This window comes from Rahnella sp. BCC 1045, assembly GCF_019049615.1.
Classification (GTDB): Bacteria; Pseudomonadota; Gammaproteobacteria; order Enterobacterales; family Enterobacteriaceae; genus Rahnella; species Rahnella contaminans.
The window spans coordinates 101777-118318 of the sequence record NZ_JAFMOZ010000145.1 but is presented as its reverse complement, the minus strand read 5'-3'; the positions used below and the strand labels follow the sequence as shown (position 1 = coordinate 118318).

Annotated in this window: 17 protein-coding genes; 15 read left to right on the top strand and 2 right to left on the bottom strand. The window is 51.4% G+C overall.

The window, feature by feature from the left end:
- Positions 1–306: 306 nt before the first annotated feature.
- Complete coding sequence (csrD, locus tag J1782_RS25785) at positions 307–2241, bottom strand: RNase E specificity factor CsrD (RefSeq protein ID WP_217154238.1); 1935 nt, start codon at positions 2239–2241, stop codon at positions 307–309.
- 397 nt (positions 2242–2638) lie between these two features.
- On the opposite strand from csrD, the gene msrP reads away from it, so the two are divergent.
- The 11 genes from msrP (at position 2639) to fis (ending at position 12067) form a co-directional block, all read left to right on the top strand.
- On the top strand, positions 2639–3640 hold the full coding sequence (gene msrP, locus J1782_RS25780) for a protein-methionine-sulfoxide reductase catalytic subunit MsrP (protein ID WP_217154237.1): 1002 nt from the start codon (positions 2639–2641) through the stop codon (positions 3638–3640).
- 16 nt (positions 3641–3656) lie between these two features.
- Positions 3657–4259 carry a protein-methionine-sulfoxide reductase heme-binding subunit MsrQ gene (gene msrQ / locus J1782_RS25775; protein WP_152327366.1) on the top strand — a complete coding sequence of 201 codons (603 nt, stop codon included), beginning with the start codon at positions 3657–3659 and terminating at the stop codon, positions 4257–4259.
- Positions 4260–4500: 241 nt separating this feature from the next.
- Complete coding sequence (aroQ, locus tag J1782_RS25770) at positions 4501–4953, top strand: type II 3-dehydroquinate dehydratase (protein ID WP_152327367.1); 453 nt, start codon at positions 4501–4503, stop codon at positions 4951–4953.
- 32 nt (positions 4954–4985) lie between these two features.
- Positions 4986–5450, top strand: coding sequence for an acetyl-CoA carboxylase biotin carboxyl carrier protein (gene accB, locus J1782_RS25765; RefSeq protein ID WP_104924226.1), 465 nt, complete (start codon positions 4986–4988; stop codon positions 5448–5450).
- Between the two features lie 11 nt (positions 5451–5461).
- Positions 5462–6811 carry an acetyl-CoA carboxylase biotin carboxylase subunit gene (gene accC / locus J1782_RS25760; RefSeq protein WP_101074928.1) on the top strand — a complete coding sequence of 450 codons (1350 nt, stop codon included), beginning with the start codon at positions 5462–5464 and terminating at the stop codon, positions 6809–6811.
- Positions 6812–6886: 75 nt separating this feature from the next.
- Complete coding sequence (locus J1782_RS25755) at positions 6887–7135, top strand: YhdT family protein (RefSeq protein ID WP_104924224.1); 249 nt, start codon at positions 6887–6889, stop codon at positions 7133–7135.
- Positions 7125–8570 (top strand): sodium/pantothenate symporter, encoded by a 1446-nt coding sequence (gene panF, locus J1782_RS25750; RefSeq protein ID WP_152327368.1) that lies wholly within the window; start codon positions 7125–7127, stop codon positions 8568–8570. The genes J1782_RS25755 and panF overlap by 11 nt, the downstream gene beginning before the upstream one ends.
- A gap of 44 nt (positions 8571–8614) precedes the next feature.
- Complete coding sequence (gene prmA, locus J1782_RS25745) at positions 8615–9499, top strand: 50S ribosomal protein L11 methyltransferase (protein ID WP_217154236.1); 885 nt, start codon at positions 8615–8617, stop codon at positions 9497–9499.
- A 147-nt stretch (positions 9500–9646) separates the two neighbouring features.
- Positions 9647–10384, top strand: coding sequence for a carbonic anhydrase (locus tag J1782_RS25740; protein WP_217154235.1), 738 nt, complete (start codon positions 9647–9649; stop codon positions 10382–10384).
- Positions 10385–10783: 399 nt separating this feature from the next.
- Entirely contained in the window at positions 10784–11749 is a 966-nt protein-coding gene (dusB, locus tag J1782_RS25735) for a tRNA dihydrouridine synthase DusB (RefSeq protein WP_152327373.1), read from the top strand.
- A 21-nt stretch (positions 11750–11770) separates the two neighbouring features.
- Positions 11771–12067, top strand: coding sequence for a DNA-binding transcriptional regulator Fis (fis, locus tag J1782_RS25730; protein ID WP_004097144.1), 297 nt, complete (start codon positions 11771–11773; stop codon positions 12065–12067).
- Between the two features lie 66 nt (positions 12068–12133).
- On the opposite strand, the gene J1782_RS25725 is transcribed toward fis, so the two are convergent.
- Positions 12134–13213, bottom strand: coding sequence for a GGDEF domain-containing protein (locus J1782_RS25725; RefSeq protein ID WP_217154234.1), 1080 nt, complete (start codon positions 13211–13213; stop codon positions 12134–12136).
- Positions 13214–13631: 418 nt separating this feature from the next.
- On the opposite strand from J1782_RS25725, the gene J1782_RS25720 reads away from it, so the two are divergent.
- The 4 genes from J1782_RS25720 (at position 13632) to J1782_RS25705 (ending at position 16509) form a co-directional block, all read left to right on the top strand.
- On the top strand, positions 13632–14063 hold the full coding sequence (locus J1782_RS25720) for a DoxX family protein (RefSeq protein WP_371819839.1): 432 nt from the start codon (positions 13632–13634) through the stop codon (positions 14061–14063).
- Between the two features lie 422 nt (positions 14064–14485).
- Positions 14486–15406 (top strand): kdo(2)-lipid IV(A) palmitoleoyltransferase, encoded by a 921-nt coding sequence (gene lpxP / locus J1782_RS25715; protein WP_152327375.1) that lies wholly within the window; start codon positions 14486–14488, stop codon positions 15404–15406.
- A gap of 85 nt (positions 15407–15491) precedes the next feature.
- Positions 15492–15677, top strand: a complete 186-nt coding sequence (locus J1782_RS25710) for a hypothetical protein (RefSeq protein WP_195816284.1) — start codon at positions 15492–15494, stop codon at positions 15675–15677.
- Positions 15678–15822: 145 nt separating this feature from the next.
- Positions 15823–16509: a CTP synthase gene (locus tag J1782_RS25705; RefSeq protein ID WP_217154233.1), complete on the top strand. Its 687-nt coding sequence runs from the start codon at positions 15823–15825 to the stop codon at positions 16507–16509.
- Positions 16510–16542 lie beyond the last annotated feature (33 nt).

The window sequence follows — 16542 nt, the reverse complement described above, 5'->3', positions numbered from 1 at the left end:
CTTTACCAACCACGCGAAGCAGCGACAAGGCGCAAAAACGTCCTGCTTCCGTGAAAATTGTCCGCGATGTCGCCATTCACTGGTTGTTACTTTTTGAGGCTGATGGCACTGCGAAATAATTCTGTATCGCAGGCTCGGTTTACCTCGGGCAGGCACCCAGGCGAAGTAGCAACACCGCACATAAATTCTTACACTTTCACCCACATATTCCGTCCACCTGCGGCCATAAAGCGTGCACCGGATGCCAGGTAAGGGTGTCGGTTAAAAGCTGGCTCATTCTACGTTAAATAAACCAATAACGGTCACTTAAACATCGCGGTTGTGTGAATATTTTTTACCGACCGGTTCAACAGGCTGTGGTCCGGCAAAAAAATCCCCCTGGCCGCCGTGGATACCGCTTTTCTGCAAGGTGTTCCACTCTTCTTTTGTCCTTATGCCGGCTGCAAAAACCAGCGCCTGAGTCCCTTCACATGCGCTGAGCAGACTTTGAACAAAGAGCTGATTCTCCACCCTTTTATCAATATCACGCACCAGTCCGGGGTGAAGCTTAACCCTTTCCACCGGAAAAGTTTTCAGATACGACGTGCTGACCACCGTCAGACCGGCCTGTGAAACCGCCAGCCGACAGCCCAAACCTTGCAATAAACGGATCGCAGGGCGCAGCCGGTCGGTATGTTGACAGAGATCTGCCTCAGCAAGTTCAATCAAAATTCGGTTTCGTTTTTTTCTTTCACACTGAAGCAGCGTATCGCGCAGCCAGCGAACAAATGAGCGCTGCAATAATGAATCAACCGTCAGGTGAAATGCTAACGTTTCGTCCGGCCAGCGGTTAAGTAACGGAATAATCTGACTTAACATCACCCGATCAAAGCTCTGAGACAGCCCGAATTGCACGACAAGAGGAATAAACTCGGCCGCCAGCAGTTCCTGTTCGCCATCAAAGACGCGCCGCTGAATCTCGCGGTGATCGAGTTTTCCGTCTCTGCCAAACGCCGGTTTCTGGTACAAACGCGGACCGCCGCGCGCCAGAGTGTTTTCCAGCAAGGTGCGCCAGCGGACGCTGCCACGCCCTTTTTCCGGCACGTTTTTATCGTAGATAAACCAGCTGTTGCTGCCCTGGAAGGCCGCGTGGCGCGTTGCCTGTTCGGCCATATCCATAGCCTGATCCGGCGTCTGGCCGAAACGGTACGCGGTGATCCCGATGTGCATCAGGGCGTCCCGGTCGATCAGAGAAGACGTCGGCAGCACGCCCAGCGCGTTAATTAACTGCGCGGCCATCACTTCGGCATCTTTCAGCGTGCGGTGCGGAAGGAGCACAGCAAAATCGCTGTGGAAGTAGCGCGCCAGCAGCGCATCGACATGACGCATCACGAAAGTCGATAACAGGTTCACCATCGCCGACCGTAATTCTTCAACCACCGTCTGCCCGTGGATTTCGCGCATCATGTCAAAATCGGGCAGCCGCAGCAGCATCAGTACGCCATGCGCGCCCGCTTCCTCGAGCTGCGTCGCCAGCTGATTGTCGAAAAACAGCCGGTTGCTGAGCCCGGTTTGCGCATCCCGCTGAGCGTACGCGCGGATCAGCGTATCGACGCGGCTGCGCTGTTCGCGCGCTTCATTAAGATCGGTTAACAGGAGATCGATAGCGCTGCTGGCAGAATGCGGCCATTCCCCGACAGTGCCAGACAGCCCTTCCCGTTCACCGCGCAAAATCCTGACGGCGCGGTCTTCCAGTTTTTCCACACCTTCGGTTTCATTACGTAACCAGCGGAAACTCAGCATTAACATTGAGAGCATGACCACGATAGCCAGGCTGATAGCGAGCGTTGAACGCATGGAGCGGATATAGCTGCTGACGGGATCAATATAAGAAACACGCAGCGACATTGCGTGGTTTTGCATCAGGGGGATAACTACCGTGTCATATTCTGGCATAACGCTGTCCCACGAACGGTGCAAATCCGGACGCTCGTGATATTCATAAACCGTGGAGTTATCGAGCTTTACCTCGATATCGGTGACGTCAAGCATGCGCATCGCCTGCGGCAGCCAGCGCTCGGCTTCCGCCGGAGTATGAGTCAGTAACGACTGATCATAAGTGGTCGCCAGCGCCTGTAAGTGCTGTTCGGTACTTTGCTTGTTGAGGTAGATAAAACTAAACGTCACGCCAAGCAACATTAACAACATTGCCAGCGCAACTAACATCGAAATCAGTGCCGATAGTCTGGTAGTAAATCGCATCCCTGTGCCTTACTCGCTACGGTGAGGTGGAAACAGCGCCCGTATTCTCTGAGCCTGCTACGAAAAAAACGCCGCTACTATAAAACAGAAAAACCCGCCGGCAGGAGAAATTTACCAAACAGGCATGAAGGAATGTTACGGGCATTGGCGGGCGCAGGGTCTGATATTCGACAATATCTGACCATTTTGTACCCGGGAAAGTTGCATTTACATACATTCATAGCATAGCAACTCAAAAGTTAATCAATTTAGAATTCTTATGGTGTCAGGAGAAATGCGCCAAAACGGGGGATTAAAAATCGCTATTTTATTTGCCTGTCTCGCAAAACCCTGTGTTTCACGCCATGCTGTCTACATAACGATAAAAACATTAATAAGATGAATACCGGAGACTGCAATGTCCAAATTTCGCAAGCTGACGGAAGCTGATGTCACCCCCGAGGATATCTTTCAGGATCGTCGTAAAGTTTTGCAGGCGCTGGGGATCAGCGCTGCCGCACTGGCGATCCCGGCCAGTGCGCAGGCAGATATTCTTTCCTGGTTCAAAGGCCATGACCGCCCGGCCGCGCCCGCGGGAAAACCACTGGATTTCACCAAACCCGCCGCCTATCAGAATTCACTCACACTTACCCCGGAAGATAAAGTGGAAGGCTACAACAACTTCTACGAATTCGGGCTGGATAAAGCCGATCCGGCCGCTAATGCCGGGCAACTGGTGACGTCACCCTGGACAATAAAAATCGACGGTGAAGTGGCTAAACCGCTCACACTCGATATGGACGACATCATGAAGCGCTTCCCGCTGGAGGAGCGAATCTACCGCATGCGCTGCGTGGAGGCCTGGTCAATGGTCGTGCCATGGATCGGGTTCCCGCTGAGCTCTCTGCTCAAACTGGCCGAGCCGACCAGCAATGCGCGCTATGTCGCGTTCACCACCCTTTATGATCCGGCGCATATGCCGGGACAGAAAGACCGGTTTATCGGCGGCGGGCTGGATTATCCCTATGTCGAAGGATTACGTGTAGATGAAGCGATGCATCCGCTGACCATGCTGACCGTCGGTGTTTACGGCAAAGCATTACCGCCGCAAAACGGTGCGCCCATTCGCCTGACGGTGCCGTGGAAATACGGCTTCAAGGGGATTAAGTCGATCGTGAGCATCAAATTCACCCACGACGAACCCCCGACGACCTGGAACCAGATTGCGAACAATGAATACGGTTTTTACGCCAACGTGAATCCACATGTTGATCATCCGCGCTGGTCGCAGGCCACGGAACGGTTTATCGGTTCAGGCGGATTGCTCGACGTTCAGCGCCAGCCGACGCTGCTCTTCAACGGTTATGCCGAACAGGTCGCCTCGTTGTATCACGGTATGGATTTGCGCAAGTTCTATTAAGGAAGGCCACTTTATTATGCGTCGTTTACGCCCTGCAAATATCACCTGGCTGAAAGTCATCATCTGGCTTGCTGCCATTCTGCCGTTTTTCTGGCTCGTGCTTTCCGTCGATCAGGGCTGGTTCAGCGCCGATCCCGCGAAAGATATTCAGCATTTTACCGGTAGGATGACTCTGAAATTTTTACTGGTGACGTTGCTGGTCACGCCCCTGGCGCGCTACGGCAAACAGCCGCTGCTTATCCGCACTCGCCGTTTACTGGGTTTGTGGTGTTTTGCGTGGGGAACGCTGCACCTTCTCAGCTATTCGTTCCTGGAACTGGGCATCAGCAATATCCGTCTGCTCGGTAGCGAACTGATTTCGCGCCCGTACCTCACGCTGGGAATTATTTGCTGGATATTGCTGCTGGCACTGGCCTGCACCTCAACACTGTGGGCGCAGCGTAAAATGGGCGCATCCTGGCAAAAGTTGCATAACTTTATTTACCTGATCGCAATTCTTGCGCCGATCCACTACCTTTGGTCGGTGAAAGTGTTGTCGCCACAACCGATCATTTACGCAACACTTGCCATCATCTTGCTGGCATTTCGCTATAAAAAATTCCGCCAGTGGCTGCGATAAGTGCCGGAATTTTTCTGTGTTCAGCCCCTCATAATTCGGGTAATCCCCTCCTCATTCTCAGGACGAGGGTTGATTATCTTCGCTGATAAGACCAGTATTTAGCTGCGAATTGCCACGATATCATTATAATGCCCGACCTCATGCCGAAGAGTCGGGTCGATTTGCCGCGAAATAGGTGACAAATCGGTGACATCAGGGTATTTTCTACAATCTTTGTCTAATTGCCGGAGATAGGCTCACAATGGCGCATAAGTTTGACATTTTGCTACTTAACGGTCCTAACCTGAATTTGTTAGGCACCCGTGAGCCCGAAACGTACGGACACACCACGCTCAACGATATTGTTAAAGGTTTGGAAGTTCAGGCTGCTGCCGCTGAGGTCGCACTGAGCCATCTGCAATCGAACGCAGAACATGTCCTGATTGAACGCATTCATCAGGCACGCGGTAATGTCGATTTTATATTGATCAATCCCGCGGCCTTTACCCATACCAGCGTGGCGCTGCGCGATGCATTACTGGGGGTGTCGATTCCGTTTATCGAGATCCATCTGTCGAATGTACATGCCCGTGAAGCGTTCCGGCATCATTCCTATCTTTCCGACATCGCAGTGGGCGTTATTTGCGGACTTGGCGCAGATGGCTACCACTTTGCATTACAGGCAGCGGTTAACCGCTTGTCAAAAACCCACTAATTTCTACGCAAAAAGAGTACGGAATCACACCCATGGATATTCGTAAAATTAAAAAACTGATCGAACTGGTTGAAGAATCAGGTATTTCTGAACTGGAAATTTCTGAAGGTGAAGAGTCAGTTCGTATCAGCCGTGCTGCACCTGTGCAGGCTTATCCTATGATGCAACAGGCTTACGCAATGCCTGCACAACCACAGCCAGGTCTGGCTGCTGCGGTTGCGCCAGCTGCTGCGCCTGTAGAAGCGGCTCCAGCTGCAATCAGTGGTCACATCGTTCGTTCTCCAATGGTGGGTACGTTCTACCGCACGCCAAGCCCTGACGCGAAAGCCTTCATCGAAGTGGGTCAGAAAGTCACCGCGGGCGATACCCTGTGTATCGTTGAAGCGATGAAAATGATGAACCAAATCGAAGCAGACAAATCCGGTGTTGTTAAAGCAATCCTGGTAGAAAGCGGCCAACCGGTTGAGTTCGACGAGCCGCTGGTCGTCATCGAATAACGAGGCGTACCATGGTAGATAAAATTGTTATCGCGAACCGCGGCGAGATTGCCCTGCGTATTTTGCGTGCCTGTAAAGAAATGGGCATCAAAACCGTTGCTGTGCACTCCACCGCTGACCGCGACCTGAAACACGTGCTGCTGGCAGATGAAACCGTCTGTATCGGCCCTGCACCTTCAGTAAAAAGCTATCTGAACATCCCTGCCATCATCGCGGCGGCGGAAATCACTGGCGCGGTGGCTATCCACCCTGGCTACGGTTTCCTGTCCGAAAATGCGGATTTCGCAGAGCAGGTTGAACGTTCTGGTTTTATCTTCATCGGCCCGAAAGCTGAAACTATCCGCCTGATGGGTGACAAAGTTTCTGCGATCCACGCGATGAAAGCAGCCGGCGTACCTTGCGTACCAGGCTCTGACGGCCCGCTGGGCGACGACATGGATTTAAACCGTGGCTTCGCAAAACGCATCGGCTATCCGGTCATCATCAAAGCCTCTGGCGGCGGCGGTGGTCGTGGTATGCGTGTTGTGCGCAGCGACAAAGACCTTGAGCAGTCCATCAACATGACCCGTGCGGAAGCCAAAGCGGCTTTCAACAACGACATGGTTTACATGGAAAAATACCTGGAAAACCCACGTCACGTGGAAATTCAGGTACTGGCAGATGGTCAGGGCAACGCCGTTTATCTGGCTGAACGTGACTGCTCCATGCAGCGCCGTCACCAGAAAGTGGTGGAAGAAGCGCCAGCACCAGGCATTACGGAAGAACTGCGTCGTTTCATCGGCGAACGTTGTTCCAAAGCTTGTGTGGATATCGGCTACCGCGGTGCGGGTACTTTCGAGTTCCTGTACGAAAACGGTGAGTTCTTCTTCATCGAAATGAACACCCGTATTCAGGTTGAGCATCCGGTTACCGAGATGATCACCGGTGTGGATTTGATTAAAGAGCAGCTGCGCATTGCGTCCGGCCAGCCACTGTCAATCAAACAAAGCGATGTGCATGTCAAAGGCCACGCGGTGGAATGCCGTATTAACGCGGAAGATCCAAACACCTTCCTGCCGAGCCCGGGCAAAATCACTCGCTTCCATGCACCAGGCGGCTTCGGTGTTCGTTGGGAATCGCACATTTACGCAGGCTACACTGTGCCTCCGTACTACGATTCCATGATTGGTAAACTGATCACTTACGGCGAAACCCGTGAAGTGGCCATTGCCCGCATGAAAAATGCGCTGGCTGAGCTGATCATCGACGGCATCAAAACCAACATTGAACTGCAAATGCGTATCATGGACGACGAGAACTTCCAGCACGGTGGAACCAATATCCACTATCTGGAAAAGAAACTCGGTTTGCAGGAAAAATAAAAGACCGTACCGTTGCGTACTCTCTTATCAAGGCCGGATATTCCGGCCTTTTTTACGTTTTGGGGGGACAGGAAAATGATCACTGATAAGCGTTTTCTGCAAGCTAACCGCGAAGCCCGCTGGGCCTTTGGGCTGACGATTGCCTATCTGCTGGCGTGGTGTTTCGCCGCCTATATTCCTGATGATAAACAGGGTATTACAGGGTTGCCGCACTGGTTCGAGATGGCCTGTCTGCTGGTGCCTCTGGTCTTCATTCTTTTAAGCTGGCTGATGGTTCGCGTGATTTACCGCGATATTCCGCTGGAGGATCAAGATGCAAACTGAAGTTTTATTGCCGTTGATCGCCTATTTGCTGCTGGTTTTCGGCCTGTCGGTATATGCCTATACCCGCCGCCAGCAGGGCAATTTTCTGACCGAATATTTCCTCGGTAACCGCTCGATGGGTGGCTTTGTGCTGGCCATGACCCTGACCGCCACCTATATCAGCGCCAGTTCTTTTATCGGCGGCCCCGGTGCAGCTTATAAATTTGGTCTCGGATGGGTATTACTGGCGATGATCCAGTTGCCAGCCGTGTGGCTGTCGCTGGGCGTTCTGGGTAAAAAATTCGCGATTCTGGCGCGCCGCTACAATGCGGTTACGCTCAATGACATGCTGTTTGCGCGCTACCAGAGCCGTTTGCTGGTCTGGCTGGCGAGCCTGAGCTTGCTGGTGGCGTTTCTGGGTGCGATGACCGTGCAGTTCATCGGCGGCGCCCGCCTGCTGGAAACCGCCGCCGGAATTCCCTACGACACCGGTCTGCTGATTTTTGGTATCAGCATCGCGTTGTACACCGCATTTGGCGGCTTCCGCGCCAGCGTGCTCAACGATGCCATGCAAGGGCTGGTGATGTTGCTGGGCACCATTTTGCTGCTGTTTGCCGTGATCCACGCCGCCGGTGGCCTGCATACTGCCATCGATAAACTGCAACAGATTGACCCGAAACTTGTTTCCGTTCACGGCGGAGATGACGTTCTTTCACTGCCGTTTATGGCATCGTTCTGGATACTGGTGTGTTTTGGCGTTATCGGCCTGCCGCATACCGCCGTCCGCTGTATTTCCTACAAAGACAGTAAAGCAGTACATCGCGGGATTGTGCTCGGTACGATTGTCGTCGCGGTCCTGATGCTCGGTATGCATCTTGCCGGTGCACTCGGGCGCGCAGTATTGCCGGATCTGAAGATTCCGGATCAGGTGATCCCGACGCTGATGATTACGGTGCTTCCGCCTTACGCTGCCGGTATTTTCCTTGCCGCACCGATGGCTGCGATTATGTCGACCATCAACGCACAGCTTTTACAGTCATCTGCGACTATCGTTAAAGACTTATACCTTGGCATCAAACCGGACCAGCTGGCGAACGAGCGCAAGCTAAAACGCTTCTCGAGCTGGGCGACATTTGTGCTGGGTTTACTGGTTCTGCTTGCCGCATGGCGTCCGCCTGAAATGATTATCTGGCTGAATTTGCTGGCTTTCGGCGGGCTGGAAGCGGTCTTCCTGTGGCCGCTGGTACTCGGTTTATATTGGGAACGCGCGAACGCGACGGGTGCGCTGAGCTCAATGATTGTTGGCGCGGTTTGTTATACCCTGCTCGCCAGTATCGACCTGCACATCGCCGGTCTGCATCCGATTGTGCCGTCGCTTTCGCTAAGTCTGCTGGCGTTTTATATCGGCAACAGATTTGGCTCCCCGGCGCGCGAAACCGCACTGAAGCCGTCCTGAGCGGGCGGTACTGATTTTTACAGATTGCTAAGAAGAGAATGGCTATGCCTTGGATCCAACTGAAAATTAATACTACCGGTGAAAACGCGGAAACGCTGAGTGACGCACTTATCGAAAGTGGCGCAGTGTCCGTCACCTTCCAGGATACGCACGATAATCCGGTATTTGAGCCGCTGCCGGGCGAAACCCTGCTGTGGGGCGATACCGACGCAATTGGCCTGTACGACGCCGAAACCGACATGGAAGAAGTGGTCGCTATGCTGGAAAACGAACCGCTGCTGGGCAAAGGTTTCGTGCATAAAATCGAACAACTCGAAGACAAAGACTGGGAACGCGAATGGATGGACAACTTCCATCCGATGCGTTTTGGCGAGCGTCTGTGGATTTGCCCGAGCTGGCGCGATGTGCCGGATCCGAACGCCGTGAACGTCATGCTCGATCCGGGTCTGGCGTTTGGTACCGGCACTCACCCGACTACCGCAATGTGTCTGCAGTGGCTCGACAGTCTGAATCTGACCGATAAAACCGTGATCGACTTCGGTTGCGGTTCCGGCATTCTGGCGATCGCCGCGCTGAAATTAGGCGCTAAACACGTCGTCGGGATCGACATCGATCCGCAGGCGATCCAGGCCAGCCGTGATAATGCAGAACGTAACGGCGTTTCGGATCGTCTGTCGCTGTATCTGCCAAAAGACCAGCCGGAGAACCTGTCTGCCGACGTCGTTGTCGCAAACATTCTGGCAGGCCCGCTGCGCGAGCTTGCCCCGCTTATCAGCGTGCTGCCGGTTGCTGGTGGTCATCTGGGATTATCAGGCATTCTGGCCAGTCAGGCGCAAAGCGTCGCAGACGCTTACCGTGATAAGTTCGAGCTGGATGCGATAGCCGAGAAAGAAGAATGGTGCCGTATTACAGGCGTTAAAAAAGCCTGATTTGTTCCGTACAACCCTTTCTGTTTTGCAGAAAGGGTTAGTTTTATCCGAAAATCCTTCCTGCCCTCCTGTCACTCTGTTCCCTTCCGGCTAAAACCCTTAACATCAGCACGGTTTTTTTACTCAATGTTATGAAAGGGATATTTCATGAAACGCGCATTACTGTCAGTTGTGCTGACCGCTTTGACATTTTCGGCTTACGCCAGTGGAACCCCGCACTGGTCTTACAATGGCGACGAAGCCCCGCAAAACTGGTCAAAACTCAGCCCGGATTTTCATCTTTGCGAACAGGGTAAAATGCAGTCCCCCGTCGATATCAAAGACGCCATGAAAGTGCATCCGCACCCGCTGGAACTCAGCTACACCTTACCGCCGGTGAACGTAGTCAATAACGGCCACAGCGTGCAGGTGAATGTCCGGGAAGGTGATTTTATTACCCTTGATGGCGAGAAGTTCGTGCTTCAGCAATTCCATTTCCATGCGCCAAGCGAAAACACCATCAATGGTAAATCCTTCCCGATGGAAGCGCATTTTGTACACATGGATGCAGACGGCGAGATTGCCGTGGTGGCCGTGATGTTTGAAACCGGTGCCGCCAATCCTGAGCTGGGAAAAATCTGGCAACAGATGCCGGAAAAAATGGGTGAAACGGTAACGCTGAAAAGCAACGTAGCGCTGTCCGGCTTACTGCCGAAAAACCTGGCGCATTACCGTTTTAGCGGATCGCTGACTACGCCACCTTGTACAGAAGGTGTTCGCTGGCTGGTCATTAAACAGCCTCTGACGCTCTCTGAGCAGCAGTTAGAGAAATTTCAGCATGTTCTTCATCATGCAAATAACCGCCCCGTACAAAGCCTTCACGGTCGCGTGATTGTCGCGGAATAAAACCTCAGAACATCAGGGCCACAGAACCGGCCTTTGTCGCCCTGAAACCTTTCTGAAAACAAGAAATCATCCGAACGTAAAATAAGTCACTTTCTGACCAAAAGACGATCTGCATCACGGAATTTTGTGGTAGTTGCTGCTTAAAACGACAAATCTACCCTTAGATTCAACTGATATAACAGGATGTTTCAGAGAGATGTTAGGAATTTGCACAAGCGCACAATTTGACCGTTGTCACATAACCCAATGTAAAACCAAGATAAAAAATCTAATTGCGCTGAATTTCACCATTGGCAAGGTATTTTCTTATCCAATTGCTCAAAGTTTGGCCTTTCATATCGCAACGAAAATGCGTAATATACGCGCCCTTGCGGACATCAGTATGGTCATTCCTAGTTCATGCGCATCGGACACATCCAGCTCACAAATTGCCTGATTGCGGCCCCAATGGCCGGTATCACTGACCGACCATTTCGTGCCTTATGTCATGCGATGGGGGCTGGAATGGCAGTATCTGAAATGCTCTCCTCCAATCCGGAGGTATGGCGGACGGATAAGTCACGTTTGCGCATGGTACATAACGATGAACCCGGGATCCGTGCCGTGCAAATTGCCGGCTGTGACCCCGAAGATATGGCGGCGGCTGCACGAATTAACGTGGAAAGCGGTGCGCAAATCATTGATATCAATATGGGCTGCCCGGCCAAGAAAGTGAACCGCAAACTGGCAGGTTCTGCATTATTGCAGTATCCGGATTTGGTTAAACAAATCCTCACTACCGTTGTGAATTCGGTAGATGTGCCAGTCACGTTGAAAATTCGTACTGGTTGGGCACCGGAACACCGTAACTGTGTACAAATTGCCCAATTGGCTGAAGACTGTGGAATTCAGGCCCTGACTATTCATGGCCGAACCCGTGCCTGTCTCTTCAATGGAGAGGCAGAGTACGACAGTATTCGGACAGTTAAGCAGAGTGTTTCCATTCCGATTATCGCGAATGGCGACATAACTGACCCGCATAAAGCCAGGGCGGTGCTCGACTACACCGGAGCTGATGCTCTGATGATAGGACGTGCCGCTCAGGGGAGACCCTGGATCTTCCGGGAAATCCAGCATTATCTGGACACAGGGGAGCTGTTACCTCCACCGCCTATGGGTGAGGTTCAGCGCTTGTTAATAGGGCACGTACGGGAATTGCACGACTTTTATGGTCAAGGCAAGGGATTCCGTATCGCCCGTAAGCACGTTTCCTGGTATCTCCAGGAGCATGCCCCGAATGACCAGTTTCGGCGCTCCTTCAACGCCATAGAGGATGCCAGCGAACAGCTGGAGGCGTTGGAAGCATATTTCGAAAATCTTGCGTAACAAAAAAGAGCTGACAGAACTATGTTCGAACAACGCGTGAATTCTGACGTACTGACCGTTTCTACCGTAAACTCACAAGACCAGGTGACTCAAAAACCTCTGCGTGACTCGGTAAAACAAGCACTTAAGGGCTATTTCGCTCAATTGAATGGTCAGGACGTGAATGACCTGTATGAGTTGGTATTGGCTGAAGTTGAACAGCCACTGTTGGACATGGTGATGCAGTACACCCGTGGCAACCAGACTCGTGCGGCCCTGATGATGGGTATCAACCGCGGTACGCTGCGTAAGAAATTGAAAAAATACGGCATGAACTGATACTAATCAGTCAACCTATTGAAAAAAGGCGCTTTTCCTTAACTGGATTAGCGCCTTTTTGTTACCTCAAAGATTCACCGGACAGCAGGAAACGCCGAACTCAACCCGGTTACGACCGCCCTCTTTGGCTTTATATAACGCCGCATCAGCACTGTTTATCACCGTGTCCGGCATACAGGTTTTTTCGCACAATGCCACACCCGCGGAGATAGTTAGGCGGAAAGTTCTATCGCCCTCAAAGTTGATGAATTCGTTACTGCGCACGGTACTGAGCAGCCTTTCCAGCGTGCTTTCCGCGGTTTTTATGTCCGGGGCATCAATGATCAGCATGAATTCTTCGCCGCCGAAACGTCCGAGGTAATCGCTGCCGCGAATGTTATCGCTAATCAGCGTTGCGATCTCCACCAAAATCTTATCGCCCGTGAGGTGTCCGTAGGTATCGTTAACGGTTTTAAAGAAATCGACATCTATTAAGGAAAGATAAAACCGCTCCCTGCCAATTTTCATATGATTAATATGATCGATAATGCCGAAACGGTTTGGCAGGCCGGTCAGTTGATCGGTTTGCGCACGTTTCTCCAGTACCTTTATATTCAGAAATATTTGAATAATTTTCGCGAAAAAAACATATAACAAAGATAAGAAAAAAATACTGAAAAGCGCCCGAATTATTGAAGAATTAAGTATCTCTCTTTCGTGCAAAAACTGCCAATTCAGAAGAATTGAAAATACGTCCGAGACCGCAATAACCAACAAAAACTTTGTATATTTCCTGCCCTTCCATATTTCTGAAATGAATGACAGCGCAATAAATGAGAGTAAAAATAACGTATAGTGCGGTGAATTATTCACAACCCTTAACAGATGGACTAACCCGCCGAAGAACAATGCATACGGACCAAAAATCAGCGACACGAGAACAATAGGGCATAGCGTCAGGCCCAGCAGGGCATCGCTGCTAAGGAGCGTGTTCTTGTAGATGTAGTTCGCAATCAACCCGCTGAAAATTCCAATAGCTATCTGACACGCTCGAGAGTCAACTTTCTTATGCGCCATCAGATACAGAGAAGGAATTGAAAGAGCAAAATAGACCACGCTGATGATATGAATTGAGCTCGTTATCATAGGCAAAACATCATTATTCATTGAATAATCCTTTACATGTTATTTATTTCATTCCGTTTTAAACACCAATTCATATAAAATAATAATCAAAAAAAACAATAATTATGGGACCCGGCATTAGACATCGATATTAATTGCAATGACAATAAATAGTTTAAATCCTGTCGATCGTTTTATTTAATAGTCCTGCCGTATTTCTGATATGCATTCCAAAAATAAATAAGTCGAAAGTCTAAAAATGCTTCTTAATAACCGGAAGTCTTAGTCCCTCCCCAGTGCGCCAGCCCCGCAAAATCCCCGCTCGTTCTGATGCCGTTTTATGCCTGCGAATTAACTGAACAAAACTTAACCCAGATCAACCCAAATGAGAATAATTCTCCACTCGTTTCGCGATTAGGAATTACTTTATAGAGACAAGAAAACGTCTCTGGGAGTGACAATGATGAAGCAACTTTATATCCGTTTTACCACAGCGCTGAACAAACCTGATCTGGCCATTTTACTGCTGAGGATCACCTACGGCCTGCTGATTTTTCATGGCTGGCATAAGCTACATGACGGGCTCGGGGGCATTCAGGGCATGCTGGCAGGCTACGGCATTCCGGCGTTCGTTGCGTATGGCGTGATCATCGGTGAAGTGATTGCCCCGATCATGATGATGTTAGGGATTTTCACCCGTCTTGCCGCGCTGTCAGCCGCAGCCACCATGGTTGTTGCGTGGCTGATGGTCGGCATCCACCATACTTTTGCGCTGTCACCGGTCGGCGCCTGGGCGATTGAAGATATCGTGTATTACTTCATGGCAGCCGTCGTTATTGCGCTGTTCGGCAGTGGCCGTTATTCCGTGATGAGTGACCCGTTATACCGCTGATTTTCTCTCTCAGCGTGTTTCGCTAACGAGGCACGCTGAGTTTCTGTAAATGTGATTCACCTTTCCAAAAACCCAGCCCCTTCTTTCCACTGGGTTTTCATTGAAACATCCAATAATGGACGTAAAAAAACGGTAAAGAGGGGGTTTATAGGACAACTCCCCTCTCTGGTTAGAGAGTCCGCCATGTTATACTCACCTCAAGAGTCGTATTCGCCCCGCTCAACGCCTACGGATAGCCCTTCAGCTTCGCGATCCCGCCTTTTAACAATGTCTGTAGACAGTAAAAATTGCGTCAACTTGTGTCTTTCTCAAAACATTTTTGATCGTCAGTTGTCCCAATATTTACCAGACAATCCGTACCGCGGCTGAGCTATCTCGTTACGCGTTACCCCCGGTTTTTTTATGCAGATGATTAGGCTTTTATGACTTCTCCTCGCTTTCGTGCATCGTTCTTACATCCGCGCTACTGGCTCACCTGGTTTGGGCTCGGTGTCCTGTTCCTGCTGGTTCAGCTTCCCTATCCGGTACTTTACCGTCTGGGCATCTGGCTTGGCCGCACGTCTATGCGCTTTCTCAAACGCCGCGTGTCGATCACCCGCCGCAACCTGCAACTGTGTTTCCCGGATTTGCCTGCCGATCAGGTTGAAGCCCGGATCATTAGTAACTTTGAATCTCTCGGCATGGGCTTGCTGGAAACCGGCATGGCCTGGTTCTGGTCTGACGCCCGCGTTAAACGCTGGTTTGACGTCAGCGGCCTGCATAACCTGAAAAAAGCGCAGGAAAACAATCAAGGCGTGCTGGTTATCGGCGTACATTTTATGTCACTGGAACTGGGTGGCCGTGCGATGGGGTTATGTCAGCCGATGATGGCGATGTACCGCCCGCACAACAATAAAGCGATGGAATTCGTGCAGACATGGGGGCGTATGCGCTCCAACAAAGCCATGCTCGATCGCAAAGATTTACGCGGTATGGTTCACGCGCTGAAAAAGGGCGAAGCCGTCTGGTTTGCACCGGATCAGGATTATGGCCCGCGCGGCAGCGTCTTCGCACCGTTGTTTGCCGTTGATCAGGCCGCAACGACCAGCGGGACTTTCATGCTGGCACGTCTGGCAAAACCTGCGCTGGTGACCGTGGTTCTGGTGCGTAAAGCCGGCGGTAAAGGTTACGAACTGGTGATTCAGCCACAGTTAGAAGATTACCCGATTGACGACGAAATGGCCGCCGCGGCTTACATGAACCGCGTCATTGAAAAAGAAATCATGCGTGCGCCCGATCAGTATCTCTGGCTGCACCGCCGCTTCAAAACGCGACCGGCGGGAACACCTTCGCTTTATCGATAGCAGCAAACGCAATAAGATATCAGGCCCGGTGCCCCCGCATCGGGCTTTTTCTTTGAGAAACCTTCAACGCGAGATACCTCTTCTTATGGCTAAAAAACCCGATGCGACACCTTCCATCTTTGATCACCTCAAAGATGACGACAGCTTCGATCTGTGGGGCCGTTCAGGCCTCAGCACAGCGCTCAATAAAGCCAAACCGAAAGCACCGGACAATGAGCAGATTGCCGCCGCGCGTAAACTGATTAAAGGCAGTAAAACGCAGGCCGAATGAAGATGTAAAACCGCGCCCGGCGAACCCACCTCGCGTGGGTTTTTTAATGCCTTTCGTACCGGCAAAATGCCTGATGAGAATTTTTCAAACGACAATGTAATGACATTTCTGTAACCTCTCTTTTTACCTGCCCTGGAGAGAAGTGATGAAAAACTCTGTACGTCTGGCGCTGGTCGGAGACTACCACTCCGCGATCACTGCCCACCAAGCCATTCCCCTTGCCATCGACCTCGCAGCACAAAATTTCAGCATTGAAATCCACGCCGACTGGATCGCAACCGACACAATCACCCCTGAAATTCTCAAGAATTACGATGCCTTCTGGTGTGTGCCCGGCAGCCCGTACCGCTCAACCGAAGGTGCGCTGAGTGCCATCCGTTTTGCCCGGGAAAATCGCAAACCGTTTCTGGGAACCTGTGGAGGATTCCAGCACGCCATCATTGAATACGCGCGAAATGTGATGGACTGGCAGGATGCCGGACACGGCGAAACCGACACCGAAGGCCGTCTGGTCATCAGCGCGCTGTCATGTGAAATGGTGGAAGTCAAAAGCGAAATTACCTTTGTGCCGGGCAGTATTCCGGCGCGCGCTTACGGCAAGCTGGAAGTGGAAGAAGGCTACCATTGCCGCTATGGCATCAATACTGAGTTTCAGGCCGCGCTGGACGCACAGCCACTGAAAATGGTCGGTCACGATGCCACCGGCGAAGTTCGCGCTATCGAATTACCCGGTCATCCATTTTTTGTCGCGACCTTGTTTCAGCCGGAGCGCGCCGCACTAAAAGGTCAGCTTCCGCCACTGGTAGCTGCACTGATAAAGTCCCTGCTCTGAGTCATTCCTTTTCTAAATGTCTCTCAGGCCATC